This window comes from Bacillus sp. FSL H8-0547 (assembly GCA_038002745.1).
In the GTDB taxonomy this organism is placed as follows: Bacteria; Bacillota; Bacilli; order Bacillales; family Bacillaceae; genus Bacillus_P.
On sequence record JBBODD010000001.1, the window covers coordinates 2,616,711 to 2,642,828 of the forward strand.

Here is a 26,118-nt window from a genome sequence, read left to right on the forward strand (position 1 = left end):
ATTCCTCCTGGATCCGGCAGGGAACGGCTGCATGCATGTAGAAGAAGGTAGGCAGTTCAGTTCTGGATGAGGAGGAATATGTATGGGATGGAACGAAACAGCTGTAAGCCGCAAGCTTTGCATCACTTATCCGGTTATTCAGGCACCGATGGCGGGAGGAATTACTTCACCTGAACTGGCGGCTGCGGTCAGCGGCTTCGGAGCGATGGGATCTGTCGGAGCAGGTTATTTAACTGCGGAACAGCTTAAGGAGCAGGTTGTAAAAATAAAAGGCTTGACGAGGAAACCGTTCAGCGTCAATCTTTTTGTGCCTGAAAAAGAGGTCTATGCCAGTGAGGCAGAGGTAAAAAGGATGACGGACCGATTTAAGCAATGGGGACTCCCCGTGGAAGACCTTTCTTATTCAGATGAAGAAAACCGCCATAATTATGAACAGCAGCTTGAAGTCATTCTTCAGCAGGAGGTGCCTGTCTGTTCATTTACATTCGGGCTGCCTTCAAAAGAAGCTGCAGCAGAACTGAAAAAAGCAGGCAGGACTGTAATTGGCACGGCGACATCCGTTGACGAGGCGCTTATGTTTGAAGAACTTGGAGCAAATCTGATTGTCATGCAGGGCAGTGAAGCAGGAGGACACCGCGGAACCTTCCATCACTCTCGGGATGCAGGGGTCGGAACCATGGCACTTATTCCGCAGGCAGCAGATGCGCTTCGGGTGCCGGTGATTGCTGCCGGTGGCATAGCGGATGGAAGAGGTATTGCAGCGGCATTTATGCTCGGTGCAGAGGGAGTGCAGATGGGGAGCGCGTTTATTCCATGTACTGAAAGCGGTGCAGCGGAAGCATATAAAGACAAAATAGTCTCAAGCACAGAAGCTCAGACGGTACTGACGAAAGCATTCTCAGGAAAATATGCGCGGGGAATTTCAAATGACTTTATCCGAAAAATGGAGCCTTATGAATCAGATGTCCTCCCTTATCCTCTGCAAAACAATCTGACCAAGCGGCTGAGAAGCGAGGCTTCTGAGACAGGCAATACTGAAAATATGTCAGTCTGGGCCGGTCAGGGGCTAAGGTTGATTCATGAAAAAGTGCCGGCAGACGTCCTTTTAAATCAGTTAATCAGTCAAACAGAAATCCGGATGAAGGAGGCTTCCCGCTATGGATCCAGATAAAGCGGCAGCACTTGATAAGCAGGATGATCTGGCCTGCTACAGACAGGAATTTTACTTGAAAGAAGGCATCATCTATATGGATGGCAATTCGCTCGGACTGCCATCAAAGCGGACTGAAGCTGCATTGCTCCAAATGCTTGAGGCCTGGAAGGAGCACGGAATAGACGGCTGGACGAAAGGCGATAAACCTTGGTACTACCTGTCTGAAACACTTGGCGGGCAATCGGCTTTTTTAGTGGGGGCAAAGCCGCATGAAGTCATTGTGACAGGTTCTACTACGGTAAACCTTCATCAGCTTGCAGCCAGTTTTTTCAAGCCAGAAGGAAAAAGGACGAAAATTCTTGCGGATGAACTGAATTTTCCTTCTGACATTTACGCTCTTCAAAGTCAGCTGTCTTTAAAAGGATTAAATCCTGATACACACTTAGTCAAGGTGAAAAGCAAAGACGGTCAGACGCTTGATGAAGACGAGATTATTGCCTGCATGACAGAAGATGTGGCGATGGCTGTTCTGCCGACTGTTCTGTACAGAAGCGGCCAGCTGCTTGATATTGAAAGGCTTACGAAGGCCGCTCACGAGCGGGGGATTATCATCGGCTTTGACGGCTGCCATTCAGTGGGGGCCATTCCTCATGAGATGCACAAATGGGGGACTGATTTTGCTTACTGGTGCAACTATAAATATGTCAATGGAGGACCGGGTGCCGCAGCAGGACTGTTTGTCCATGAAAAGCATCTTGGCAGAAAGAGACCCGGGCTGAGCGGATGGTTTGGCTCAAATAAAGAGCAGCAGTTTGATATGGAGCATACTTTTACTCCTGCAGACTCTGCAGGGGCCTATCAAATTGGAACTCCGCATATCTTCAGTTCAGCGCCCTTATCTGCATCTCTAGAGATGTTCAGGGAAGCAACGATGGCTGCCATCCGCAGGAAATCTCTGAGTATGACCAGAGTGATGATGGATTTAATCGAAGAAGAGCTATCAGGTTTTTCATTTGAGATTGTAAACCCGAAGGAAGATGCACGGCGCGGAGGTCATGTTGCTCTCATGCATCCTGAGGCTGCAAGAATCTGCAAAGCGCTGAAACAGGATGGAGTGATTCCTGACTACAGGTCTCCGAATATTATCAGACTGGCCCCTGCACCTTTTTACACTTCTTATGGAGAGATTTGGAAGACCGTGCAGTTTTTAAAAACGATAATGAGGGAAAAACGATATGAGCAGTTTGAAAATATTCGGGAGGTGATTGCATGAAAATCATTGATATTTCAAGACCGCTGCAAAACAGCACGCCTGTCTGGCCGGGGGATACTCCGTTTGATTTTGAACTGATGTGGACGAAAGAAGCGAGCGGGTCCGTTAATGTCGGGAAGGTGGAGATGAGCACCCATACGGGAACTCATGTAGATGCCCCCTATCATTTTGACTCGGAAGGGAAGCGGATTCATGAACTTGATCTCTCCATTTACTGCGGCACGGCAAAAGTCATTCACATTCGCGGCCAGGAGGTCATTACTGCTCACATTCTGAAGAAAATGGATCTTGCGGGAACAGAACGTCTGCTGATCCGGACTGATTCCTGGGAGGATTCAAACCGGTTTCCCGAAGAGTTCACTTATTTTCACCCTGATGCTGCAGAGTACCTTGGAAGCCTTGGCATTAAGCTGATTGGAGTCGATGTCCCTTCGGTCGATTTTATGAAAAGCAAAGAATTGCCTGCCCATCACTCGTTTTTTCAGCAGTCCATCTTTATTTTAGAGGGGCTGGATCTGACTTCGGCTGAAGAAGGGACCTATGAGCTGATAGCTCTGCCGCTAAAACTTACGGACGGTGACGGGAGTCCTGTCAGAGCGATTTTAAGAGGCGGGTCAGCCGATTAAAGCTTTCTTTTTCAAAGGAGAACATGTATTCTTAAAACAGGTGATGAAAATGAAGATTATTCATTATTCGTACAAGAAAAGGGGAAGAATCGAATTCTGGTTTGATCAATGGCCGAATTCCCCCGTTTTGTTCACCCCCATTAAAGATTACTACTTTATTAGAGTTGTTAAGTGGAATCAGCTCGATCCGCTCGTGACAAGAAATGACCTTGGCGAAATGGAGCTGATGGTAAATAAATATCTTGGGCGTGAACAGTACTACTTGCAGCGCAAATATTTTCATAATGATCAGCTGAAGCTGCCGAAATAAGGGCGGCTTTTTTTTTGCGGGAAAATCAGGCTTTTAAATAAAATACGTCCCCTAGTCTCGTTGCCGTAATGGTTCCATCTGCAAGCGGATAGGCGCCTGTTTCCTCTCTGTCACTCCGTTTATACGGATACAAGTATCTGTAATCAAGCCGTGTAACCTGAGAAAGAAGGTAGGCTGATCTCACAGCACCTTGCTTTCTGTATTTGTTCAGGGAGGTTATGATGCCCTCAGAATCTTTAATGCCGATTCCGTGTCCGTAGTATAGGTCATAGCCAAGATCGATTGTATTTTCACCGCGCCACTGCGGCTTTTCAGGATCAAAATCAGGATTTTTAAAGTACAGGCAGTCACCTGGAAGAAAATCATTTCCTCTTCTCGTAAAAACCCCTAGATCGTCATCATAGTGCCAGTCATATAGAATCATCCCGTCAAACAGGCGGTTGAAATAGGACTCTTCAATCATTTCCAGCACGGCTCTGTAAAAAACGGCTACCATTGCAGTCGCACATTCAAATGCATATAGGGCGCCATTGTTGTAAACGTCCATCAAGGCGACTGAAGGAGGAACGCCGGGCTTAATGACTATGGCTCCCTGGCTCGTCAGGTCCCAAAAAACCGGATTGCATTTGGAATACTCAAACGTCGTGAACTTGACCCCGCTCTGATAGAGGGCGGAGGATGCTTTTACAATTTCGGTCCGCAGATCCATTTCGAATTTGAACTGGCTGAAATGCTCATATGAATAAACCTCTTCATACTTTACCATCAGATCAAGAATCTCTTTCTGCTCGGCGGTTAATACACTCGTATTTAAGATATTTTCATTTTGATAGGCATTTTTAATTTTTATCACGTCAGACACGCTCCTCCTTTTAAAGCTGCTCTCATAAATTATGAGATTGCGGGCGCAAGCGGAACCATTAAGGCATAATTCATTAAAAGCGGACATAAAGTCTGAGTGTTGGCCGCCGGTAATTCCTACTTGACTGATTGGTTTAATTGATTTATATTTTTCTAATACTACAGGAAAATGTTAGGGGGAAATGCTATGTCAGCATTTTTGTTAATTGTGAATATTGCTGTTCTTCTTGGACTCATATTCTTGCTTTTTTATATGCAAAAGAAACACGTTTCGTTTTCTAAAAGGGTGTTTGCAGCCCTTGGTCTCGGGATTGTCCTGGGCTTTGCCCTTCAATTTATTTACGGGCCGGAAAACGAGGTTCTTCTTGAATCAATCGGCTGGTACAGCATCGTGGGGAGCGGTTATGTCAAGCTGCTTCAAATGATCGTCATGCCTCTTGTATTCATATCAATCCTCAGTGCGTTTACGAAACTGAAGCTTTCAGGAAATATCGGAAAAATCAGCATCCTGATTTTGGGGATTCTGGTTGGAACAACAGCCATTTCCGCCGCAATCGGCATTGGAACGTCGCTTGGATTTAATTTAGAAGCGGTTCAAATTGAGCAGGGAGAGGCTGAAACAGCCAGAGGAGAAGCTCTTGACGCTACATATACGGAAATTCAGGATCAGACCTTCCCGCAGAAGGTTCTTGAACTTCTTCCGGGCAATCCGTTCCTTGACCTCACAGGTGCCCGTCCGACTTCAACCATTGCAGTTGTGATCTTTGCAGCTATTCTTGGCCTTGCGTTTCTTGGGGTTAAGCGAAAAGAGCCCCAGCATGCGGAGCTGTTTGCTAAAATAGTTGATGCTTTTTATGCCGTGATTATGCGCGTCGTTACGTTGATTCTGCGTCTGACTCCGTATGGTGTGCTTGCAATTATGACAAAAACAGTTGCTTCAAGCGACCTTGATTCCATCTTGAAGCTTGGAAAATTTGTTATCGCTTCATATGTCGCACTTCTCGTTATGTTTATTATTCACTTGCTGCTGCTTACACTTGCAGGGTTAAACCCGGTTACGTATGTAAGAAAAGTATTTCCTGTCCTTACATTTGCGTTTACTTCACGTACAAGTGCAGGCACGCTGCCGCTTAATATCAGCACACAGACGAAAAAGCTTGGTGTGCCTGAAGGAATTGCAAACTTTGCAGGTTCATTTGGTCTTACAATCGGGCAAAATGGATGTGCCGGCATTTATCCGGCCATGCTGGCGGTTATGATTGCGCCGACAGTCGGGATTGATCCGCTCAGCCCGTCATTTATTTTCACCCTTATTGCAGTTGTTGCCATCAGTTCATTCGGTGTTGCAGGCGTTGGGGGAGGGGCTACATTTGCGGCCATTCTCGTTCTTTCAACCATGAACATGCCGATTGCTCTGGCAGGTCTTTTAATTTCAGTTGAACCTTTAATTGACATGGGCCGTACGGCGCTGAATGTCAGCGGAAGCATGACAGCCGGAGTGCTTACCGGAAAGGCGACAAATGAACTTGATACGGATGTGTATAACGGCGATTCTTCTCAAGTTGAACTTGAAGCCTGATGCAGCAGCCGTTTTAACAAATTAGAACATACAGAAAGGCAGCCGGATTCATGCGGCTGCCTGTTTTATTTTATATAGCCAATTCCCAGTGCATAGTGTTCCTTCAATATTTTTTCCACGCGTGAAAACACTTCCTCACGGCATTCAATAACAAGGACGACTTCGGTTTTTTTGGCGCTTCCGCCAATTTTAAGTTTTCTTTTTTTTATGACCGTATAGTAGAACAAATTGATGGAAAACCCTAAAAGCAGACCGCTGCCTGCCCCGATCAGACCCCAGTAAACAGGTCCCCATGCCAGCTTAAACCCGATGCTGACGCCAATGACGGCAAATGCAGTAGCAAGGGCTGCACCTGTATCAAAAAGACTGATGCCATCTGAATGATGGATAGAATCCATCAATTTGACGGAATCGTCATTCGCTTTTAAAGGCACAGCAAGAATTCTTTCTTTATGTATACCTTCTTGCTCGATTTTGGAAATCGCAAGCTCCAGATATGTGCAGTGATCAAACGCAGCAAATACTTGCAATGGAAATCACCCCTCAAACTCTGTCAGGAAAGCTGACCCGGTATTTCTGGTAATTAGTCATCAAAAAATTTCTTTGTTCATCTATAAACAGCTTGTTGTTCTCGACTGTATTGATGTATGAGTCATAAACAGCGAATCCGTATACTGAAGGAACAAACATCAGCCATGATGGATTCAGAATGTTCGTTGCCTGCTCAATCTCTCCCAAAAACAGAAAATGAACAGCGAGAAGGCACTTGGAATAATAGACGAAAACAACCGTCCAGATCAGGGCGAAAAATCCGGTAATAAGGCGGTGAATATACAGCTGACCGGTTCCAGGCATCAGAAAGGACCAGACGACAGCCATCCGGGGATTGCGCTTGTCTAAATAGTTGATTTCCATGGCTCCGATTGTAAAGGTGTTAAAGGGTGCGTTTTCACGTTCGGCAAGCAGATAGACCCGGTTGGAATCGACCGTTGTGCGGTAGCTGTCCCAGATGGCAAATATGTAGACGGGAATATATAAGAGGGTCCACCGGTAATCAAGGGCTTCGCGCGCTTTATCAATTTCTCCGCAGAACGAATAAACCATTGCGATGTTCAAGTGAGATTGCATATTAATAAAGACTTCCCATACGAAAAGGAGCAGTCCCCTGAAATATTTGGACAGAAGGAGATGGCCGAATCCGGGAAATGCCGCGGACCACCATGCAATAATGTATGGGTTTCTTAAGTGGAATTGAGTTGTCCCAAACATGCTCAAATGAGCTTTATACCGCCTGTGCTGATTGGATCCAGTGAAATTTTCCATCTTTTACGCTGCTTTCTTGGTTAGTTATTCTTGAGTACTATCATTTCCTTATTTATGGAATACATGCAGGGAGGCAGAGGGCTTGTATTTATTCTTTTCTGGAGATATCTGTATAATAGATGATGAGTATGCATGATGGGGGAAAAAACAATGAAAGAACAAGGATACGGAGACAGACTGCGGCTTTTTTATGAACTGATTCGCGACACAAAACCGTCTAAAGCGAGATTGGCGGCTGCAGGCATTCTAAGCGTCATTTCCACGCTTGCAGGTCTTGTTATTCCGCTTTTCACAAAAAATCTTATTGACGATTTTAGTTTTGAGAAAATTGGAGCCTTCCATATTGTGCTCTTATTATCAGCCTTTGTCGCACAGGCGGTTACGAGCGGAATTTCCATTTATCTTTTGAATTATGTCGGGCAGCATGTGGTTGCCAAGCTTAGAGAACGTTTATGGAAGAAGCATATTCATCTTCCGGTTTCATTTTACGATCATCACAAGACAGGTGAAATGATCAGCCGGATGACAAATGATACAGCCATTTTAAAAGGGCTGATCACTGATCACATCACCAATTTTTTTACAGGCATCATCGCCATAATCGGCTCGTTCGGAATTCTGCTTTACCTAGACTGGCAGATGACGCTGATTATGCTTGCCCTGATTCCTCTTTCAATCATGATTCTGCTTCCTCTTGGAAGAAGAATGTACAAGGTTTCAAAAGGACTTCAGGATGAAACAGCACGGTTTACTTCTCTATTGAGTGAAGTGCTGTCCCATGTACGCCTCGTGAAATCATCGAACGCTGAAAAAAAAGAATATGAATCAGGTAAAGAGGGGGCTTTCCGCTTGTTTTCCTTTGGCCTTTCGGAAGCAAAGATTCATGCGCTGATCGGACCGCTGATCTCTTTTGTCATTATGTCGCTATTAGTCATCATCCTTGGATACGGCGGACTAAGAGTGCAGTCCGGCGCCATCTCATCTGGAGATCTCGTCGCATTTATTCTGTACTTGTTTCAGATCGTCATCCCGATGACCCAGTTTACGGCGTTCTTTACTCAGCTTCAAAAAGCAATGGGAGCCTCAGAGCGCATGATTGAGATCCTTGGGGAAGAAGAGGAAAGCTTATCTGCAGGAAAAGAAGTGAAGAGCATTGCAAAACCGATCATCTTTCATGAGGTTGATTTTGCCTATAAAAATGACCCGATACTAACCAAAGTGGCGATGGAAATTGAACCGGGTAAAACGACTGCCATTGTAGGTCCGAGCGGAAGCGGCAAAACAACGTTATTTTCATTGATGGAACGCTACTACAAGCCAACCGGCGGAGCAATCTTGCTTGGTGAAGATGGAATTGAAGAGTTTTCCCTTCAGTCATGGAGAGAGCAAATCGGGTATGTTCCGCAGGAAAGTCCCATCACATCTGGGACTGTCAAAGAAAATATTTGCTACGGATTAACCCGTGATCCCAAAGACGATGAGATTGTCCGGGCTGCTGAAATGGCGTATGCCCACCAATTTATTGAAGAATTTCCGGAGGGGTATCATACACAGGTCGGAGAAAGAGGCGTCAAGCTCTCAGGCGGACAGCGGCAGCGGATCGGAATTGCAAGAGCGCTGCTGCGCGATCCGAAGCTGCTGCTCCTTGACGAAGCAACATCAAGCCTTGACAGCCACTCAGAAATTGTCGTTCAAAAAGCACTCGGCAATTTGATGAAGGGCAGAACAACGCTCGTTATTGCCCACAGACTGTCAACGGTCATCGATGCTGATAAAATCATCTTTTTGGACAAAGGAAAAGTCACGGGTTCTGGAACACATGAACAATTGCTCGAATCGCATGCGATGTACAGAGAGTTTGCTGTGCAGCAGCTGAAGCTTCAGAATATAGGATTAAACGGAACTGTCTGAGAGATCGGACAGTTTTTTTTTGATTGATTTTGACTGTGTTTATGAGTTTTATGAACATTTTTGATTGTTTTTGGATGTTTTTGATTGATTTTTGAAAGGGCTTACGTTACTATTAGGTCATAAAGTTGAAACAGACGGAGGGGCGCTATGATTACACAAGAACGGCACCGCTTGATCCTGTCGGTTTTGCAGGAAAAGCAAGTAGCGACTATACAGGAGCTGGTAGATGCAACGGATTCATCAGAATCAACCATCAGAAGAGATTTAAGCCAGCTGCAGAAGGAAAAGAAGCTTAAGCGTGTCCATGGGGGGGCATCTCTCCTCCATCAAAAGGGCGAAGAACTCAGTGTAAGCGAAAAGGCCCTGAGACATTCGGAAGAAAAAGAGCGGATTGCCAAAGCAGCCGCGGCGATTGTGAAGAACGGCGACAGTATTTATATAGACGCGGGAACGACGACGATGCAGATGATTCCCTACCTGAAGGGTAAAGAGATAACGGTTGTGACAAATGGCGTTACCCATCTCGAACCGCTGCTTGAACAGGGCATTCCGACTTTCTTGACAGGAGGAATGGTTAAGCCTAAGACAAGGGCATTGATTGGCAGTGAAGCTCAGAAAGGGTTAAGTTCGTACCGTTTTGATAAATGTTTCATGGGCGTGAACGGCATTCACGCCGAAGCGGGGTTTACGACTCCAGACCCGGAAGAAGCGGCAATGAAGAGGCTTGCTGTTTCTCTGTCTCAGGAGGCATATGTACTGGCAGATGAGTCGAAGTTCAATGAATGGTCTTTTGCAAAAATTGCAGACCTCAGTGAGGCTGTCATTCTCACTAATGAACTTGAAGAAGATGCCGCTTATGAATATATGGAAAAAACAGTGATAAAGGTTGTGGCACCATGATTTATACATGTACGCTGAATCCCTCCATCGATTACGTGATAGGGGTCGATGATTTTAAGGAAGGTCAAATTAACCGCACAAAAAACGAGAATATGTTTCCGGGCGGAAAAGGCATCAACGTGTCAAGAGTTTTAAAGCGCCTTGGGGCAGACAGCAAGGCTATCGGCTTTACCGCAGGATTTACCGGCAGCTTTATAGAGGATTTTCTGGCTGAAGAACAAATCACAAGCCATTTTATCCCTGCAGATGGTTATTCACGGATAAATATTAAACTCAAATCCAGCACTGAAACGGAAATAAACGGGCAGGGTCCGGAAATCCGGGAAACCCAGAAGCAGCAGCTGCTGAAGAAAATATCTGCCTTGCAGGAGGGTGACATTCTAGTCCTTGCAGGCAGCATACCAAAAAGTCTCGGAGAAGATTTTTACAGAGAGGCAGCCCAAATTGCCCGGGATGCAGGTGTGAAAACGGTGATCGATGCCTTCGGCAATGCATTAAAGAACACGTTCAGCATGAAACCGTTTCTGATTAAGCCGAATCATCATGAGCTTGGAGAATTGTTCGGCACAGACATACGCAGTGCAGATGAGGCTGTAGTGTACGGACGAAAGCTTCTTGATGAGGGTGTCCAGAATGTCATTGTATCCATGGCGGGAGACGGTGCTGTATTTATCAATCAGGAATCGGCGTTTATTGCAAATGTTCCAGCTGGAGAGATCAGGAATTCAGTAGGAGCGGGAGACTCAGTTGTAGCCGGATTTCTCGCAGGATATACGATGCACGGCGATGTGAAAAAATCATTCCGTCAGGGGGTTGCAGCGGGCAGCGCAACTGCCTTTTCAGAGGATCTTGCACAAAAAGAACTCGTCCAGGAGCTCATTAAAGAGATAACAGTTGAAGAGATTTAAAGAGGGAAAGGGGAAGAAACAATGAAAATTACGGATTTATTGACGCGGGATACAATCATTCTGGATTTGCGCGCCAGCACTAAACCGGCAGTGATAGATGAATTAATTGAGATTCTTCACAAATCCGGAAAGCTTAAAGATAAAGAAGGGTATAAAAAAGCAATTCTGGCCAGAGAGGAACAAAGTACAACAGGAATCGGCGAAGGGATTGCCATTCCTCACGCCAAGACGAATGCAGTGGCAGAACCTGCTATTGCCTTTGGCCGGTCCAGGCAGGGAGCAGACTATGAATCTCTCGACGGTCAGCCTGCCCATTTGTTCTTTATGATTGCTGCTTCTGAGGGCGCAAATAACGAGCATTTGCAAACGCTTTCCAGACTGTCCGGCTTTCTGATGGATCCTGCTTTTAAAAAGAAGCTTGAGAATGCCGGAACAGCAGATGAGATTTTGAACGCAATAAACGAAAAAGAAAAGGAAATGGAAGAGGAGGAGGCTTCAGAACCGGCTGCTTCAGGTAAAATGATTCTTGCCGTCACTGCCTGTCCTACAGGAATTGCCCACACGTACATGGCAGCTGATGCCCTCAAAGCGAAAGCAAAAGAAATGAATGTCCCCATCAAAGTGGAGACAAACGGTTCAGGCGGCATTAAAAATGCGCTGACAGAGGAAGACATTGCAGAAGCTGCAGCCATTATTGTCGCTGCCGACAAGCAGGTGGAGATGGACCGGTTTGCAGGCAAGCATGTGATACAGGTTCCTGTCGCACAAGGTATCCGCAAGCCGCAGGAGCTCATTCAAAAAGCTCTTGACCAGGATGCTCCAATCTATAAAGCAAGCGGAGAACCAAAAAAATCTGCAGAAGGCAAGTCCGGAAGATCCGGTTTTTACAAGCATTTAATGAGCGGTGTGTCCAACATGCTCCCGTTTGTAGTCGGAGGCGGGATCTTAATTGCCCTGTCATTCGTCTTTGGAATCAACGCTGCCAAGCCTGATGATCCTTCTTATCATCCGATTGCAGAAGCGCTCAGCACGATTGGCGGAGGCAACGCCTTTTATCTCATGATTCCTGTTCTTGCAGGATTCATCGCGATGAGTATTGCCGACAGGCCGGGATTTGCACCAGGTATGGTCGGCGGGCTGATGGCGGCAACTGGCGGAGCCGGGTTCCTTGGAGGCTTGATTGCCGGATTTCTTGCAGGTTATCTTGTTGTCGGACTTAAAAAGGCGTTCAGCGGTCTGCCGGGTTCACTTGAAGGAATTAAACCGGTGCTGCTGTATCCGCTGTTTGGCATCCTTTTGACCGGACTGATTATGATGTTTGTTGTCGTTGAGCCGGTCAAGGCCATTAATGACGGGCTGACTGTCTGGCTGAAAGGCATGGGAACAGGCAACCTCGTATTGCTTGGACTGATTCTTGGAGGCATGATGGCAGTAGATATGGGAGGCCCAATCAACAAAGCGGCCTTCACCTTTGGAATCGCCATGATCGATGCCGGCAACTTTGCTCCTCATGCCGCTATTATGGCAGGGGGAATGGTGCCTCCGCTTGGGCTTGCCCTTTCTACGACATTCTTTAAAAAGAAGTTTACAAAAGCTGAAAGAGAAGCAGGGAAAACAAATTATGTGATGGGAGCAACCTTTATTACAGAAGGAGCGATCCCGTTTGCAGCCTCAGATCCTGCCAGAGTCATTCCGGCAGCTGTCATTGGTTCGGCTGCTGCAGGAGCACTGACAATGATCTTTGGCATCGGACTTCGTGCCCCGCACGGAGGAGCATTTGTTATTCCGATTGTTGATGGAAATCCATTGCTTTACATCGCGGCTATTTTAACAGGAGCCGTCATCACAGCGGTTATGGTGGGAATCCTCAAGAAGGACGCAAAAGAATAATCTTGAAACGGGCGCTGAACGAATGGGCGCCCGTTTTTTTACACGCCGGCCATTTTTCTGGTACAATGCATTCACCAACAATTCATGGAGGAATGCGATTATGTCTGACATTATCTATTACGATTTCTGGTATTTAAAATCAGAAGAAATCAATCTTGACGGCACTGACACTGGAGCCGTTGCTTATGAGGTTGGAATTAATGTGTTTGCTGATGAGGAATTTATGCATCTGCTTGATGATGTGCGGATATCAGGGCTCGGCAAAGAAGAAATGCTTGCTTTCAGTCTTCAGAATCCTGAGCAGCTTTGTACAAAGCTTGAGGAAGAAGGACTTCACAGTGTAGCAAGTGACATCCGGTCTTCAGGTTTTTATTTTGTCATGGGTGAAAAAATGACGGTGTAACCCGGGGCGCTGTAATTGACCGTTGCACATCAACCGGGGTATAATAGAAATAACATCATATCTATTCCTTAAAGGGGAGTAGCTTTAACAGCAAAGTCGTCATTACGGGACCGTTTCCCCGGCTTTGCTGGCAGCAATCCGCTGTTAGCGAGACCTTTGCCGATTTATTGGTGAAGTCTCTTTCTAAAAAAGACGCTGCGGCCAATTCATTGGCCGCAGCGTCTTTTTGCATATTACAGAGGGAATAGCAGGTGGAAAATGGAAGGGAGCGGTTTAATTGAAATGGATGATGAAACTAATTGCTGTTTTAACCATCGTGTTTCTTAGCGGATGTTCTTTTCTGCAGGAGGTTAATTCGACACTTGAATATGCCAATGATGCAAAAGATTATATGAACAAAGCAGCGGCATTTGCTGAGGAAGCGCCTGCTCTTGCGGAAAAAGCTGCCGGTAGCGGGCAGGCAAGAGCGGAATTAGAGCAAAGCCTGCTTACGATGAAAGAAGAAATTCAAGCCTTTAAAGAGATTGAGGCACCTGGTGCAGCTCAGGATGCCCATAGTCAGCTCATAACGTACAGTGAATCGCTCGAAAGCGGCATTGATTCGGCTCTTAAGCAGCTGGAGAATGGAGAATACACCCTACAGATGCTGGAAGACTCAGAGATGATGAAAAATATAAATGAAATGAAACAGATTCTGGATCAGATCGAGCAGCTTGGCTCGTAATAGTAAAAGACGTTTAAAACGAATGGAGGTTTTCCTATGACAGTCTGGAGCAAGCTCGCTGACAGCGTGAAAATAGGCGGCAGAGGAACGAAGGCAAGGCTTTTGGGCCACAATCCGTCCCTGACGTTCATTGGAGCAGGCAGGAGTGCATTCGTCTTTAAGCTCAGCGGCGAAGAAAAAGCGTTAAAAGTGTTCTTTCCTGATTTTACACATGTCGCAAAAGAGGAAGCTGACATTTACAGGACCCTTAAGGGGATTAAGTATTATCCTTCTTTGTATGAAGCAGGTGATAACTTTCTGGTCATCGATTACATTGAAGGCAGCACCCTGTTTGAATGTGTCAGCAGCGGAATTTCCATTACAGACGAACACATTGCGGAAGTGGACAGTGCGCTGTTATCCGCTAAAATGAGAGGATTGAACCCTTCGGATATTCACCTTCGCAACATCTTTATTACATCGGAAGGGCGAATCATGATGATTGATGTAGCAAGGTTTCGGCAGACGAAACATTGTACACAGTGGAACGATCTGAAAACAGCTTTTCATAAATATTACAGGAAAGCCTATTTTCCTAAAAGAATCCCCGCGGCATTGATGAACGTTATCGCTGCCCTCTATAAAAAGAAACTGATTCCGTTAGCCTCATAGAAAAAGAGAGATCTCCCGAACGAAAGGGACCTCTCTTTTTTCTATTCTAATTTGAAATAATGAGCAATGCTGTCCTTTAAATCAGATAAAGCCGAATCCCGGCTGAAGTTGGCAAGCATTCCCTGAATGACTGCTGTTCTTGGCTGCGGTTCCTGCAGTTCAGACTCGAGAACCTCGAGTGTCACAAGCAGGTCTCCCGACACTTTTTCTTTATGGCGGGAAATAGCTTCAAGAAGATCATCAAGGCTGATGCCGGAACATGGTGAAAACTTGGTCAGCACTTCGCCTGTTAGGATCGGCTTTTCATTTGAGCGGATCAGGCCTGACACTACATCATCGATCCGGTTCACGATAAAGACAGAAAGTGCGTCAAAATCAAGCTCTGTCTGATCAAGAATGATGTACTTCAAATATGAATGAATCATTCCCTGAAGAATGGCCGTAAGATCCCAGATAAAAGAATGAATCTCTTCTCCGTAAATAGAGGAGAGAGAATTTTTGACAAGAAGGCTCGCTTCGGCATTCATTTTTTGGAGAAAGGCTGCAACGGCAGGGTTGTTCGGCACGGCATTTTCACGCATCTGCATGATGATGAAATCTTTATGTTTATTAATTTCACTGAACTGGCAGGATAGCTGCCTGATTAGAAGTTCACGGGGCTCGAGTTCCTCTTCCCGGACAGACTGCATCTTCGTATGGATAAGTTCGAAATGATATTTGAATGTCTCAAGCAAAAGAGCATCCTTTGATTTGAAATAAAGGTAAAAAGCACCTTTAGAAATCCCGCATTCATTGACGATATCCTGAATGGACGTTGAAGTGACCCCTTTTTTTGCAAAAAGGCTCATCGCCGCTTCAATGATCCGTTTTTCTTTTTCCTTCATTCGCTGATTCTCCTTACACGTGCATTTGCCGCCTCGTTTTGCACTCATCATAATGTTCCTGATGGACAGCAGATTTATGACTGAATGTTCACATTTACATAAAATTCATACTGGAACAAGCTAATTATATTTGACTGTAAACGACTGGTCATTTATATTATTAATTATTATGACCAGTCAGTCAATGAAAATGCGGAATGGCTGAACCGCAAACGGGAATCTTAAGCAAATTTCCTGTTTGTCTCCTGGAACTTGGCTAGTAATTGCGCTTTTCTTAAAAAAAATTTCACCTGCGGAGGATCACATGAATTCCATTATTAATTTTGTCCTTAAGAACAAATTTGCTGTATGGCTGCTGACGATTATTGTGACAGCGGCGGGGCTCTATTCGGGCTTGAACATGAAGCTTGAGACCATTCCGAATATCACAACCCCTATCGTGACAGTTACTACGGTTTACCCTGGAGCTACTCCGGAAGAGGTTGCCGAAAAAGTAACCGAACCTATTGAACAGGCGGTTCAGAATCTTGGCGGGGTGAATGTAGTGAGCTCTACATCCTTCCAGAACGCCTCTTCCATTCAAATCGAATATGATTTTGAAAAAGATATGGGCGAAGCTGAAGAAGAAGTGAAAAGCACGGTAGCAGACTTGTCTTTTCCTGACGGAGTCAATGATTCGGATATTTCAAGACTGAGCATTAACGCTTTTCCTATTTTAGCATTAAGCATTTCAGAGGACGGTCAGTCTCTCAGTGAATTAACCAAACTTACAGAGGATGACATCGTTCCGGCATTAAAAGGCCTTGATGGAGTTTCTTCCGTTCAGGTATCCGGCCAGCAGGTAGAAGAGGTACAGTTTACGTTTAAAGAAGATAAACTTGAAGAATACGGCTTGGATCAGGAGACGGTACAGAATATCATCAAGGGCGCAGATGTAAACTTCCCTCTTGGACTTTATACGTTCGGCGAGAAAGAGCAGTCTGTTGTTGTTGATGGAAATATCTTGTCCATGGATGATCTGAAAAATCTTGAAATTCCTGTTGTGCCTAATGGAGCAGGATCGGGCATGGAGCAGGGAACACCTGGTGCTGGACAGAATCCAGGCGCGCAGCCTGGAGGAGCGGAAGGAGCTCCCGATGCCGGACAGAATCCAGGTGCGCAGCCTGGAGGAACAGAAGGAGCGCCTCCTGCAGGACAGACGCAGACAGCTCCCGGAGCACAGGCCCCTCAGGCAGCAGAGCTTCCGACAGTAAAACTGTCAGAGATTGCAGATATCAAGTCCGTCGGGCAGGCTGAATCCATTTCACGCACAAACGGCAAGGAAGCAATCGGTCTGCAGGTTGTAAAATCTGCCGATGCGAATACAGTTGATGTTGCAAATGCTGTAAAAAAAGAGCTTGATGCTTACGAAAAAGAATACAAAAACCTTGATGTGCAGATGACGCTGGACCAGGCAGAGCCTATTGAAGAATCTGTAAGCACGATGCTGAGCAAAGCGGCCTTTGGCGCGTTGTTTGCCATCATTATCATTCTTTTGTTCCTGAGGGATATTAAATCAACACTCATTTCAGTTGTATCCATTCCTCTTTCATTATTGATTGCGGTCCTTTTACTGAAGCAAATGGACATTACCTTAAACATTATGACTCTTGGAGCAATGACGGTTGCCATCGGACGTGTCGTCGATGACTCCATTGTAGTCATTGAAAACATTTACCGCAGAATGTCACTTCAGGGCGAAAAGCTTAGAGGCATGGCGCTGGTAAGAGAAGCAACCAAAGAAATGTTTGTGCCGATCATGTCATCGACAATCGTAACAATTGCGGTCTTCCTTCCGCTTGCACTTGTCAATGGAGTGATTGGAGAATTGTTCCTTCCATTTGCATTAACAATCGTTTTTGCGCTGCTCGCATCTCTTGTTGTAGCAGTCACAATCGTCCCGATGCTTGCACACAGTTTCTTTAAGAAAGGCCTTTACGGAGAAACGGCTAAAAAGCATGATGAGCATAAGCCGGGAAAAATGACAGCTGCCTACAGAAATATTTTGAACTGGACGCTGAATCATAAATGGATCACATCCATACTTGCTGTTCTGCTGCTTGTCGGAAGCTTGTTCCTTGTACCTGTCATCGGTGTCAGCTTCCTGCCTTCTGAAGAACAGAAGCTCGTATATGCGACGTATAAGCCAGCCCCTGGTGAAACAGAAGAGCAGGTAGAAGAACTTGTTACAATAGCCGAAAGCATGCTATTAGACCGCGAGAATGTCTCGCTTGTCCAATTCTCTCTGGGAAGCGAAAACCCGATGAATCCGGGGGACACAAACAGTGCAATCTTCTTTATAGAATATGAAGATGACACAGAAAACTTTGAAAAAGAGAAAGAAAAAGTCATTGAGGACCTTCAGGCAGATACTGATCAGGGCGAATGGGCTGCACAGGACTTTACCCAAAGTGCAGGAAGCAATGAAGTTCAGTTTTTTGTGTACGGCAACGAACTGAAAGACATTGAGCCGACTGTCGGAGAAATCGAAAAAGTCATGAATGACAACGGAAGCTTCAAAAATGTGAGCTCAAGCCTTGCTGAGACATACGATGAATTTACACTTGTCGCAAACCAGGAGGAATTGAGCAAGCTTGGTTTGACTGCTGGACAAATCGGCATGGAACTGATGCCGCAGCGAGAACGTCCAGTGCTTACACAGGTTGAAAGAGACGGAGAAGAAGTCAGCGTCTACCTTCAGACAGAAAAAGAAACATTTGATAATGTGGACGATCTGACTGAAAAAACAATCACGTCCCCGCTTGGCCAGGAAGTGAAAATCGGAGATGTTGTATCAGTTGAAGAGGGGAAAACCTCTGATACAGTGACACGCCGCGACGGTCGAATTTACGTTCAGGTTTCCGGAGAACTGACAACAGATGATGTGGCCAAAGCATCCGGTGAGGTTCAGAAGGAAGTGGATAAACTCTCATTGCCTTCAGGAGTCGATATTGATACAGGCGGGGTAACAGAAGATATTCAGGAATCCTTTACTCAGCTTGGACTGGCGATGCTTGCAGCTGTTGCCATTGTTTATCTTGTGCTTGTCATTACGTTTGGAGGAGGACTTGCACCGTTCGCAATCCTGTTCTCTCTTCCGTTTACAGTAATCGGAGCTCTTGTTGGACTTTGGATTGCGGGAGAAACGATCAGCATCAACTCCATGATTGGAGCGCTTATGCTGATTGGAATTGTTGTCACGAACGCAATTGTGCTGATTGACCGCGTCATTCACAAAGAACACGAGGGACTTTCAACGAGAGAAGCTCTGCTTGAAGCAGGAACAACGCGTCTGCGCCCGATTCTGATGACCGCCATCGCTACAATCGGAGCGCTCATCCCTCTTGCCATCGGCATTGAAGGCGGAAGCGGCATTATCTCCAAAGGACTTGGAGTAACGGTCATCGGCGGACTGACAAGTTCAACGCTTCTTACTCTCATCATCGTGCCGATCGTTTATGAAATCATGAGCAAATTTAAACGCAAAAAAGCAGCAATCGCTGAAGAAGAATAAGCGGTACGCAAGGCACCCTGCGATGCAGGGTGTCTTTTTGCCGTGCATCAGGAGAATGCAGGGTCTTATTTGCAAAATCACATATATTCACATGCCTGCGAATGGTATAATGTTTCAAACATCAAATGAGTACACTATAAAAAGAGAAAGGGGGAACAGAGTTGGAGGATATCATCGTTCATCAACATACGATTCTTAAGTTGTTTTTATCTTTGCTTGTCGGAATTATCATCGGGCTTGAGCGCGAGATTAAGAAAAAGCCTCTCGGACTTAAGACCACCATTATTATCGCAGTGAGCTCGTGTCTATTGACCGTTATTTCAATAGAGGCAGCCTATACCTTTTCAAATGATTACAACCGGCCGATGGACCCGCTGAGACTTGCTGCTCAAATTGTATCAGGAGTAGGTTTTCTTGGTGCAGGTGCAATCCTCCGGAGAAGCAATGATGTCATCAGCGGCCTGACAACAGCAGCGATGATCTGGGGAGCTGCAGGTCTTGGTATTGCCATTGGTGCAGGCTTTTATCAGGAGGCTTTGATTGCCCTTGTTTTCATGATCGGATCAATTGAAATCATTGCGCCGCTTGTAAAAAAAATCGGACCCCGCACGCTCCGTCTTAAAGAACTGAAAGTAAAATTGACGGTTCCAGTAAACGTGAGTATATCTGACGTGCTGAAAATTCTCCGTGATTACGATATGAAAATCAAATATGTCAAAATCAAGGATGTTGTTGACCGGGAAATGAGAACCGTTGACTTAATCCTGCTGATAAAAAATGACCGCTATACGTCTGATGTGTACGAAGATATAAAAAACGTTCACGGCATTGAATCTGTAGAGGTTGAACTAATTTAAGCAAGCGTCACTTGAGACGTTTGCCCCTGTATATGGTAAGGTATTACAGAAATTGATTTTTGGGAGGAACTACTGTTGATACGCTTTGGAATTATTGGAACCAACTGGATTACAGACCGCCTGCTTCAGGCCGCTATGCAGGTTGAAGATTTTTCGCTTACAGCCGTCTACTCAAGATCAAGCGAGAAAGCGGAAGAATTTGCTGCTAAATATAACGTGAAGACAACATTTACAGATTTAGAAAACATGGCAAAAAGCGATGAGATCGATGCCGTTTACATAGCAAGTCCAAATTCGCTGCATGCAGAGCAGGCGATTTTATTTATGAACCATAAAAAACATGTTCTCTGTGAAAAGCCGCTCGCTTCCAACACAGCAGAAGTGACAAAAATGATTGAGGCTGCAAAAGAAAACCGCGTCCTGCTCATGGAAGCAATGAAATCCACTTTCCTGCCAAACTTTAAAGCCATCCAGGAAAACCTTCATAAGATTGGTACAGTCAGAAGATACACGGCAAGCTACTGCCAGTACTCTTCAAGGTACGACGCATACCGCTCTGGAACGGTTCTGAATGCATTTAAACCCGAATTTTCAAACGGCTCTCTCATGGACATTGGTGTCTATGCACTGTATCCTTCCCTTGTCCTGTTCGGTGAGCCGGAGACAATTAAAGCAAGCGGGCTGATGCTTGATTCAGGCGTTGACGGAGAAGGAAGCATCCTTCTTCAATACAAGGACATGGACGCTGTTATGATGTACTCGAAAATTTCTGATTCCGCCCTGCCTTCCGAAATACAGGGAGAGGACGGGACGATCGTCATTGACAGAATCAGTACAATCGGAAAAGTGGAAATACACTACCGCGACGGCAGAATCGAAGATATTACGCGACCGCAAAAAGAAGAAACGATGTACTATGAAATGAAGGAATTCATTGATCTGATTCAAAATGACCTTTATGAATCGTCTATTAACACCTATAACCGTTCCATTGCGGTGATGAACGTGATGGATGAAGCCAGAAAACAGATTGGCGTTGTTTACCCGGCTGACAAAAATAAGTGAATGCGGAGGCAGGATCAGGTGAAAGCAAAGCGGTACAACATTCCCGTAGAAGCTGCTCTTGAAGTGATTGGCGGAAAATGGAAATGCGTGATTCTCTGCCATTTAATGCGGGGTAAAAAGCGGACAGGCGAATTGAAAAAACTGATGCCCGGCATTACCCAGAAAATGCTGACTCAGCAGCTCAGGGAGCTTGAAGAGGACGGAATCGTCAAGCGGATCATCTACAATCAGGTTCCGCCAAAAGTCGAATATGAGCTTACAGAATACGGCTGGTCCGTAACCGGCGTTCTCGAATCGCTGTCTGCATGGGGACTCCAGCATATTGAAAAGGTGTATGGCGACAAGTCGGCTGTACTTGAAGAGAGCATTCTGAATGATAAGTAAAAAGAGTGGGAAATAGAAAAAGGGTGAATTTGATTCGTTCAAATTCACCCTTTTTCTATTTTCTCTTCTGTTGTCGGGTTTTTATATCTTTTTTACGGTATAATCAGCTGCCGTTGGTCAGATGGCATAAGATTCAAGTGTTATCGTACGCTATAATCTTCACCCGTTGGTCAGATAGCATAAGATTCACGCTCTTTCGTATGGTATAATCCCAGCCGATGTTCAGATAGCATAAGATTCGCTCTCTTTCGTTCGTTATACTCTCCACCCGATGTTCAGATAGCATAAGATTCGCGCTCTTTCGTACGTTATACTCTCCACCCGATGTTCAGATAGCATAAGATTCGCGCTCTTTCGTACGTTATAATCTTCACCCGGTGGTCAGATAGCATAAGATTCACGTGTTATCGTACGTTATAATCTTCACCCGTTGGTCAGATAGCATAAGATTCACGCTCTTTCGTACGGTATAATCTTCACCCGATGTTCAGATAGCATAAGATTCACGCTCTTTCGTACGGTATAATCCCAGCCGGTGTTCGAATAGCGTACGATTCAACCGTTTTCGTACGGTATAATCATCGGCGGCATCAATTTAGCGTAAGAATACGCTCTTATGTTTTGTCCCGCCTTTTTTTCACGATTCTGTCAGGCGGAGTCAACGTTGGGATGTGCTGTCCAATTACCGTGCAGTCTGCTTTTTCTTAACCGGTTCAATTGTCACTGATACGGTGCAGTGATGCTCTCCTTTTTCATTCACCGAGAGCTCTGATACTTCTGCCTTCATCCCCAAACCTTCACGAAGAGAGGCTTCTATTTGTCTGGTTTTTGCTGCGCCGATAAAGCCGATATAGCGGCCTGTTTCTGTGTAGACAAGATACCGGTCTTTCCCTTCCTCTTTAAGCAGAGACAGAATGTCTTTTGCGGAAAGAGAAGGAATGTAAGTCTGGGGGCTCGTCCCGTCTGCCTGTTTTTGTTTAACGCCTGAGAGAGGGCACATAACCGTCTTTTTCACAGGCGATGCAGAGGAAAGGGCAACCTTCAAATAGGATTTCCCCTCATAATTGGAACTCATGAGCAGCTGTTTCAGCTGTCTGACATCATCAAGAGCACGGTGAGTCTGCGAAGATGCAAGCTTATGGCTGTGCAGCAGGCTGATAAGCTTCGCGCTGTAGTATCCGTATGTTTTCCAAGGGATGTTCCGAGCGGAACAGTACCACTTTTTTGAAAAAAGCTCAGGGTACATTTTGACCGTAAAGCTTTTGTCAAACGAAGCATTGTGGGCAATGATAAAATCTGCTTTTTTTATGGCCGCTTTTACTTTGTCATCATCAAACGACTTGCCTTTCACGTCTTCAAACGGAATGGAATGAATGCGGAAAGCAAATGGGTAGTTTTTTCTGGCAGAGGCAGAGAGCGGTTCTCTTAGATAAGTGCCTTCTTCCAGTGTATCTAAGTAAAGGTCCCGCTCATCATCATAAGTGAAAAGGATATAGCCAATCTCAATTATTTCATCATTAACAGGGGACAGGCCTGTCGTTTCAGTATCAAGGATCATTCCAGTAAGAATCATTCGGTTCTCCTCCTTTCCTATTAATCTATCACTTTTCGGGAGAAGGGAACAGCGTGAAGAATCTGCTTTAGCAGGTGGAGTTATGGGGCTGCAGTTTAGAAAGGGCTCATTTCTTATATAGGTATCTCAGTGCATGTTTAAGCTGTCCAAATGTAGCGAGATCTCCAAAATCAATTCCAAGCTGGATGGAAGTTTGAGCGATTTCGGGACGGATGCCCGTAATGGTTACTTGAATTCCGAGCAGCTTCAGCATCTGCATCATTTTAAAAAGCTGTCCGGCAACCATCGTGTCAATGACCAAAACGCCGGAGAGGTCGATCACAATGTGGCTCAAGTTAAGCTGTTCCGCTTTTGAGATGGCACTTTCTGTAATCATTGCTGCGCGGTGCATGTCAAGATCACCGACAATCGGCAAAACCCCGATTTCATCTGAGATTGGAATAACGGGCGTTGTCTGCTTGTAAATCATGGTTTTATGGGCTTCCATTCTTGCGTCTGATACTTGATGATAATAGCGGGTAAAGAGTTCAATGGCGTGATCAAAGGCTGAGTGTACTTGTTTGCTGAAAAACAGAAGGTCATGGATGGTAAATTCATCTTCATGGCTTAAGATATAGGCTTCGGCCGTTTCCAGAAAAATCAGCCTGAAGCGCCTGAATTGCTGAATGGTACGGTATAGAGGAGTTTCTGAAGCGGCGCGTTTTACAGCGATTTCCTGAGCCCAGCTGCTCAGCCGGTCAGCTGTGGGGTTCTCAAGCAGATTGATAAGAGTGTGAATAAAATGCTGATTTTGATCGCGAAGATCTGCTGTGACTTTATCAGGTACATCAATGGAATAAACAGATACTGGTTCAACGGTTCTTGAACTGAGCCATTTGTCTGTCATGGATTCAGACTGCTCTCTTAAAAATTGGCACAAAGCCTTAGTCTTCATCAACTTCTCTCCCGTATCAAATAGTAAATACCCTTTGTATCCTCACTTTATCATAAAAAATTTCAACATCCTATTGTATTCTCACATAATTGGCAAAAGATGAACCAATAGTAATAAAACAGGAGAAATGCCAGAATCCTCCTGAAATGACAGATGGTTAAAGAAGATTCAACAAAAACAGAAATGGACAGGGCCGCTATGATACATGAGAGATGGATTATTGCCGGAGCCATTGTGCTCAGCATCCTATTAATAGGAAAGTTTGTACCGAAAGAGAGGGCAAGGGAAGCATGGGTTCCGTTTCTTTCCCTTGGCTCCATTACGTGGATTGCAGGCCTTTTTGTTGTTGAAATGGGCTGGATCCATTACCCGGTGCAGCTTTTCAGCATTGAAAACAAAGTGAACGAATCAAGCTTTACATTTGAGTTTTTCCTATTTCCCGTGCTGGCCATTCTTTTCAGCATCCATTATCCATCACGGAAAAGCCTGATTGTAAAATGGGTGTACGCTATTGTCTTTTCCGGGGTATTTACCGTTGCAGAAGTCATATTGGAAGCCTATACGAACCTAGTCAGATATGACGAATGGAAATGGCACTGGACTTTTTTTTCCGTCATGCTGGTCCTGATGGTTAACCATCAGTACGTAAAATGGTACAAAAAGGGAATGGTTTCAAAAGGTGACAGCCATGCGTGAAATTATTGTCCTTGCTGCTCTTTGGGGAGCTGCAATATTGTATCTGCTGCTGAAGGTTCCAAAAGAAAAACGGAGAGAGGCTCAAGTGATCTTCCTGTTTGCACAGTCTGTGGGCTGGCTGTATGTGTATATACAAACCCTGTCTGGCAGAATGGTTTTTCCGTTCAGGGAGTTTCCGGATGCGACAAAGATGAGCTTGACCCTGTACTACTTATTTTATCCTGCCATTGCCGTTTGGTTTAACCTGAACTATCCGGAACAAAAAAGGCTTCTGCTGAAAGCAGCTTATTTCATTGCCAGTGCATTCGGCATCCAGCTCATGGCCTGGCTTATTGCAGAGTATACAGATTTAATGGAGTACAGGAAGTATCATTGGTTCCTGACCTTCTTCATTAACCTTTCCATCATCATCATTATCCGCATATTCCATGTCTGGTTCCGAAAGGGCCTGACAAAGAAGTAGTGCTTTGCTCAGGCAGGACCGGCATAGATGCGCCTTTTTCTTTCAGTTTGTCAAACTCCGTGTGGTTCTCTTTGTGAGTATTCGGATAAATCTCCATACAAAAAGAGCCCTCATTAGAGAGCTCCTGATTATACGTCTATATCTTCTTTACTGGTTATTTTTCTGAAAAGACTTCTAATCACCAACACAACAAGGATCAGCGCTATATAAACTAAAAATAGTGCGACAAAGCCCCACAGTCCGACAATGGCATCAATAAATTCCATGTTCCCGCGTCTTGTAAGAGCCTGCTGAATTTCTATGCCAAAAACAAGAACGAACATAAACGTCATAGTGTATAGAAAGGAAAGAGCTGTTATTCCAAAAGGAAGCTTTGACAGCCATTTCGAAAGAAGGTAGACAAAGAGAAACACAGCCATTCCAATGAAGCCCATAATCCAGAAGTGAAGGTCTTTGTCCGTCACATTTAATCCAAACGTCTGATAGGCCATTGAATTGATAAGGTCGTGTATATTATTCACAGCTTCTGCCATGAGAAGAATAAATTCTTTCAGAATCTGTCACCCATTTCTGTTTGTGATGAACCTATTATACCTGATTCTGTCAAATCTGTTCATAGCATTAGCTTATTAATTTTTTCCATAAAGGGCTGCCTCCAGAAAATATAGGAGTATAGTAAATAATCCATTTGACGCTTTAGTGGTTTAAAACGTTGTAGATTTAAGGCGCCATTCAAAGTAAAATAGATGAAATAGCACTATTATCAGAAGGGAATGGAGAACTGTGAGATATACGAAAAAAGAGTCAAATGAATTGATTGCGGCTGCTTTTCATCTGCTCAGGGCCAGGAAAGTGGCCACTCCCAAACAAATTGCAGACGATCTGGAAGCGCAGACCGGGAAACGGGTATCGTCTCCATCCGCATTCATGGTAAAGGTAATTGAACGGTATCCTTCAGTCGTAAAACCGAGAAGGGGAGTATATATGGTAAGGGAAGGATAAAATTTTTTTCTTTTTCTTTTATTTTACAATAGAAAAATCAGAAAGACTTCTAGTTTGTGAGATTATGTGACGAAGTTTTCAGCGTAAAAAAATGCCCGCGGGACAGATTCCCGCAGGCATTTTTTAATTGTTAAGGATATTAATAATGATATTCAGGGATTGAATAGCTTAACAAAGTTATCCGCGTCCAGCTCC

General features: G+C 44.9%; 26 protein-coding genes. 19 read left to right on the forward strand and 7 right to left on the reverse strand.

Annotated features, from left to right (window positions below):
• Nucleotides 1-82: 82 nt before the first annotated feature.
• From MHB63_12845 to MHB63_12860, 4 genes are read left to right on the forward strand one after another with little or no spacing between them, the layout of a single operon-like run.
• Complete coding sequence (locus MHB63_12845; protein ID MEK3807424.1) at nucleotides 83-1,171, forward strand: nitronate monooxygenase; 1,089 nt, start codon at nucleotides 83-85, stop codon at nucleotides 1,169-1,171.
• Nucleotides 1,158-2,426 carry a kynureninase gene (gene kynU, locus MHB63_12850; protein MEK3807425.1) on the forward strand — a complete coding sequence of 423 codons (1,269 nt, stop codon included), beginning with the start codon at nucleotides 1,158-1,160 and terminating at the stop codon, nucleotides 2,424-2,426. The genes MHB63_12845 and kynU overlap by 14 nt, the downstream gene beginning before the upstream one ends.
• A complete protein-coding gene (gene kynB / locus MHB63_12855; protein MEK3807426.1) occupies nucleotides 2,423-3,052 on the forward strand; it encodes an arylformamidase in 630 nt (209 codons plus the stop codon). Before kynU ends, kynB begins: the two co-directional genes overlap by 4 nt.
• Nucleotides 3,053-3,101: 49 nt before the next feature.
• Nucleotides 3,102-3,362, forward strand: coding sequence for a hypothetical protein (locus MHB63_12860; GenBank protein MEK3807427.1), 261 nt, complete (start codon nucleotides 3,102-3,104; stop codon nucleotides 3,360-3,362).
• 25 nt (nucleotides 3,363-3,387) lie between these two features.
• Here MHB63_12860 and MHB63_12865 read toward each other — a convergent pair whose 3' ends face one another.
• Nucleotides 3,388-4,215, reverse strand: a complete 828-nt coding sequence (locus MHB63_12865; protein MEK3807428.1) for a protein-glutamine gamma-glutamyltransferase — start codon at nucleotides 4,213-4,215, stop codon at nucleotides 3,388-3,390.
• Between the two features lie 195 nt (nucleotides 4,216-4,410).
• Between MHB63_12865 and MHB63_12870 the strand changes: the two genes are divergently transcribed.
• On the forward strand, nucleotides 4,411-5,802 hold the full coding sequence (locus MHB63_12870) for an L-cystine transporter (protein MEK3807429.1): 1,392 nt from the start codon (nucleotides 4,411-4,413) through the stop codon (nucleotides 5,800-5,802).
• Between the two features lie 65 nt (nucleotides 5,803-5,867).
• Here the strand turns inward: MHB63_12870 and MHB63_12875 are convergent, their stop codons facing one another.
• Nucleotides 5,868-6,332 carry a hypothetical protein gene (locus MHB63_12875; protein MEK3807430.1) on the reverse strand — a complete coding sequence of 155 codons (465 nt, stop codon included), beginning with the start codon at nucleotides 6,330-6,332 and terminating at the stop codon, nucleotides 5,868-5,870.
• A gap of 13 nt (nucleotides 6,333-6,345) precedes the next feature.
• A complete protein-coding gene (locus MHB63_12880; GenBank protein MEK3807431.1) occupies nucleotides 6,346-7,125 on the reverse strand; it encodes a hypothetical protein in 780 nt (259 codons plus the stop codon).
• A gap of 150 nt (nucleotides 7,126-7,275) precedes the next feature.
• Here MHB63_12880 and MHB63_12885 point away from each other — a divergent pair, with 150 nt between their 5' ends.
• From MHB63_12885 to MHB63_12915, 7 genes are all read left to right on the forward strand, one after another.
• Nucleotides 7,276-9,036 (forward strand): ABC transporter ATP-binding protein, encoded by a 1,761-nt coding sequence (locus tag MHB63_12885; protein ID MEK3807432.1) that lies wholly within the window; start codon nucleotides 7,276-7,278, stop codon nucleotides 9,034-9,036.
• A 147-nt stretch (nucleotides 9,037-9,183) separates the two neighbouring features.
• Nucleotides 9,184-9,936, forward strand: a complete 753-nt coding sequence (locus MHB63_12890) for a DeoR/GlpR family DNA-binding transcription regulator (protein MEK3807433.1) — start codon at nucleotides 9,184-9,186, stop codon at nucleotides 9,934-9,936.
• Nucleotides 9,933-10,844 carry a 1-phosphofructokinase gene (gene pfkB / locus MHB63_12895; protein MEK3807434.1) on the forward strand — a complete coding sequence of 304 codons (912 nt, stop codon included), beginning with the start codon at nucleotides 9,933-9,935 and terminating at the stop codon, nucleotides 10,842-10,844. Before MHB63_12890 ends, pfkB begins: the two co-directional genes overlap by 4 nt.
• Before the next feature lie 21 nt (nucleotides 10,845-10,865).
• Nucleotides 10,866-12,734: a fructose-specific PTS transporter subunit EIIC gene (locus MHB63_12900; protein MEK3807435.1), complete on the forward strand. Its 1,869-nt coding sequence runs from the start codon at nucleotides 10,866-10,868 to the stop codon at nucleotides 12,732-12,734.
• A 100-nt stretch (nucleotides 12,735-12,834) separates the two neighbouring features.
• Nucleotides 12,835-13,137 (forward strand): hypothetical protein, encoded by a 303-nt coding sequence (locus MHB63_12905; protein MEK3807436.1) that lies wholly within the window; start codon nucleotides 12,835-12,837, stop codon nucleotides 13,135-13,137.
• A gap of 286 nt (nucleotides 13,138-13,423) precedes the next feature.
• Entirely contained in the window at nucleotides 13,424-13,861 is a 438-nt protein-coding gene (locus MHB63_12910) for a DUF6376 family protein (GenBank protein MEK3807437.1), read from the forward strand.
• A gap of 36 nt (nucleotides 13,862-13,897) precedes the next feature.
• A complete protein-coding gene (locus MHB63_12915; GenBank protein ID MEK3807438.1) occupies nucleotides 13,898-14,512 on the forward strand; it encodes a protein kinase family protein in 615 nt (204 codons plus the stop codon).
• A gap of 41 nt (nucleotides 14,513-14,553) precedes the next feature.
• Here MHB63_12915 and MHB63_12920 read toward each other — a convergent pair whose 3' ends face one another.
• Complete coding sequence (locus MHB63_12920) at nucleotides 14,554-15,396, reverse strand: TetR/AcrR family transcriptional regulator (protein MEK3807439.1); 843 nt, start codon at nucleotides 15,394-15,396, stop codon at nucleotides 14,554-14,556.
• A 304-nt stretch (nucleotides 15,397-15,700) separates the two neighbouring features.
• Here MHB63_12920 and MHB63_12925 point away from each other — a divergent pair, with 304 nt between their 5' ends.
• From MHB63_12925 to MHB63_12940, 4 genes are all read left to right on the forward strand, one after another.
• Nucleotides 15,701-18,949 (forward strand): efflux RND transporter permease subunit, encoded by a 3,249-nt coding sequence (locus tag MHB63_12925; protein ID MEK3807440.1) that lies wholly within the window; start codon nucleotides 15,701-15,703, stop codon nucleotides 18,947-18,949.
• A 170-nt stretch (nucleotides 18,950-19,119) separates the two neighbouring features.
• Nucleotides 19,120-19,806 (forward strand): MgtC/SapB family protein, encoded by a 687-nt coding sequence (locus MHB63_12930; protein MEK3807441.1) that lies wholly within the window; start codon nucleotides 19,120-19,122, stop codon nucleotides 19,804-19,806.
• A 75-nt stretch (nucleotides 19,807-19,881) separates the two neighbouring features.
• Complete coding sequence (locus MHB63_12935) at nucleotides 19,882-20,871, forward strand: Gfo/Idh/MocA family oxidoreductase (protein MEK3807442.1); 990 nt, start codon at nucleotides 19,882-19,884, stop codon at nucleotides 20,869-20,871.
• A gap of 18 nt (nucleotides 20,872-20,889) precedes the next feature.
• Nucleotides 20,890-21,255 (forward strand): helix-turn-helix domain-containing protein, encoded by a 366-nt coding sequence (locus MHB63_12940; protein ID MEK3807443.1) that lies wholly within the window; start codon nucleotides 20,890-20,892, stop codon nucleotides 21,253-21,255.
• A 682-nt stretch (nucleotides 21,256-21,937) separates the two neighbouring features.
• Here the strand turns inward: MHB63_12940 and MHB63_12945 are convergent.
• A complete protein-coding gene (locus tag MHB63_12945) occupies nucleotides 21,938-22,828 on the reverse strand; it encodes an exonuclease domain-containing protein (protein ID MEK3807444.1) in 891 nt (296 codons plus the stop codon).
• A gap of 106 nt (nucleotides 22,829-22,934) precedes the next feature.
• Nucleotides 22,935-23,762 carry an STAS domain-containing protein gene (locus MHB63_12950; GenBank protein MEK3807445.1) on the reverse strand — a complete coding sequence of 276 codons (828 nt, stop codon included), beginning with the start codon at nucleotides 23,760-23,762 and terminating at the stop codon, nucleotides 22,935-22,937.
• Between the two features lie 153 nt (nucleotides 23,763-23,915).
• Between MHB63_12950 and MHB63_12955 the strand changes: the two genes are divergently transcribed.
• Both MHB63_12955 and MHB63_12960 read left to right on the forward strand, forming a co-directional pair.
• On the forward strand, nucleotides 23,916-24,458 hold the full coding sequence (locus tag MHB63_12955) for a CBO0543 family protein (GenBank protein MEK3807446.1): 543 nt from the start codon (nucleotides 23,916-23,918) through the stop codon (nucleotides 24,456-24,458).
• Nucleotides 24,451-24,921 (forward strand): CBO0543 family protein, encoded by a 471-nt coding sequence (locus MHB63_12960; GenBank protein MEK3807447.1) that lies wholly within the window; start codon nucleotides 24,451-24,453, stop codon nucleotides 24,919-24,921. The genes MHB63_12955 and MHB63_12960 overlap by 8 nt, the downstream gene beginning before the upstream one ends.
• A 128-nt stretch (nucleotides 24,922-25,049) precedes the next feature.
• On the opposite strand, the gene MHB63_12965 is transcribed toward MHB63_12960, so the two are convergent.
• Nucleotides 25,050-25,454 carry a hypothetical protein gene (locus MHB63_12965; protein MEK3807448.1) on the reverse strand — a complete coding sequence of 135 codons (405 nt, stop codon included), beginning with the start codon at nucleotides 25,452-25,454 and terminating at the stop codon, nucleotides 25,050-25,052.
• A 250-nt stretch (nucleotides 25,455-25,704) separates the two neighbouring features.
• Here MHB63_12965 and MHB63_12970 point away from each other — a divergent pair, with 250 nt between their 5' ends.
• The gene (locus tag MHB63_12970; GenBank protein ID MEK3807449.1) at nucleotides 25,705-25,923 is read left to right on the forward strand and encodes a hypothetical protein; all 219 of its coding nucleotides are present in this window, start codon (nucleotides 25,705-25,707) and stop codon (nucleotides 25,921-25,923) included.
• The last annotated feature ends 195 nt before the right edge of the window (nucleotides 25,924-26,118 follow it).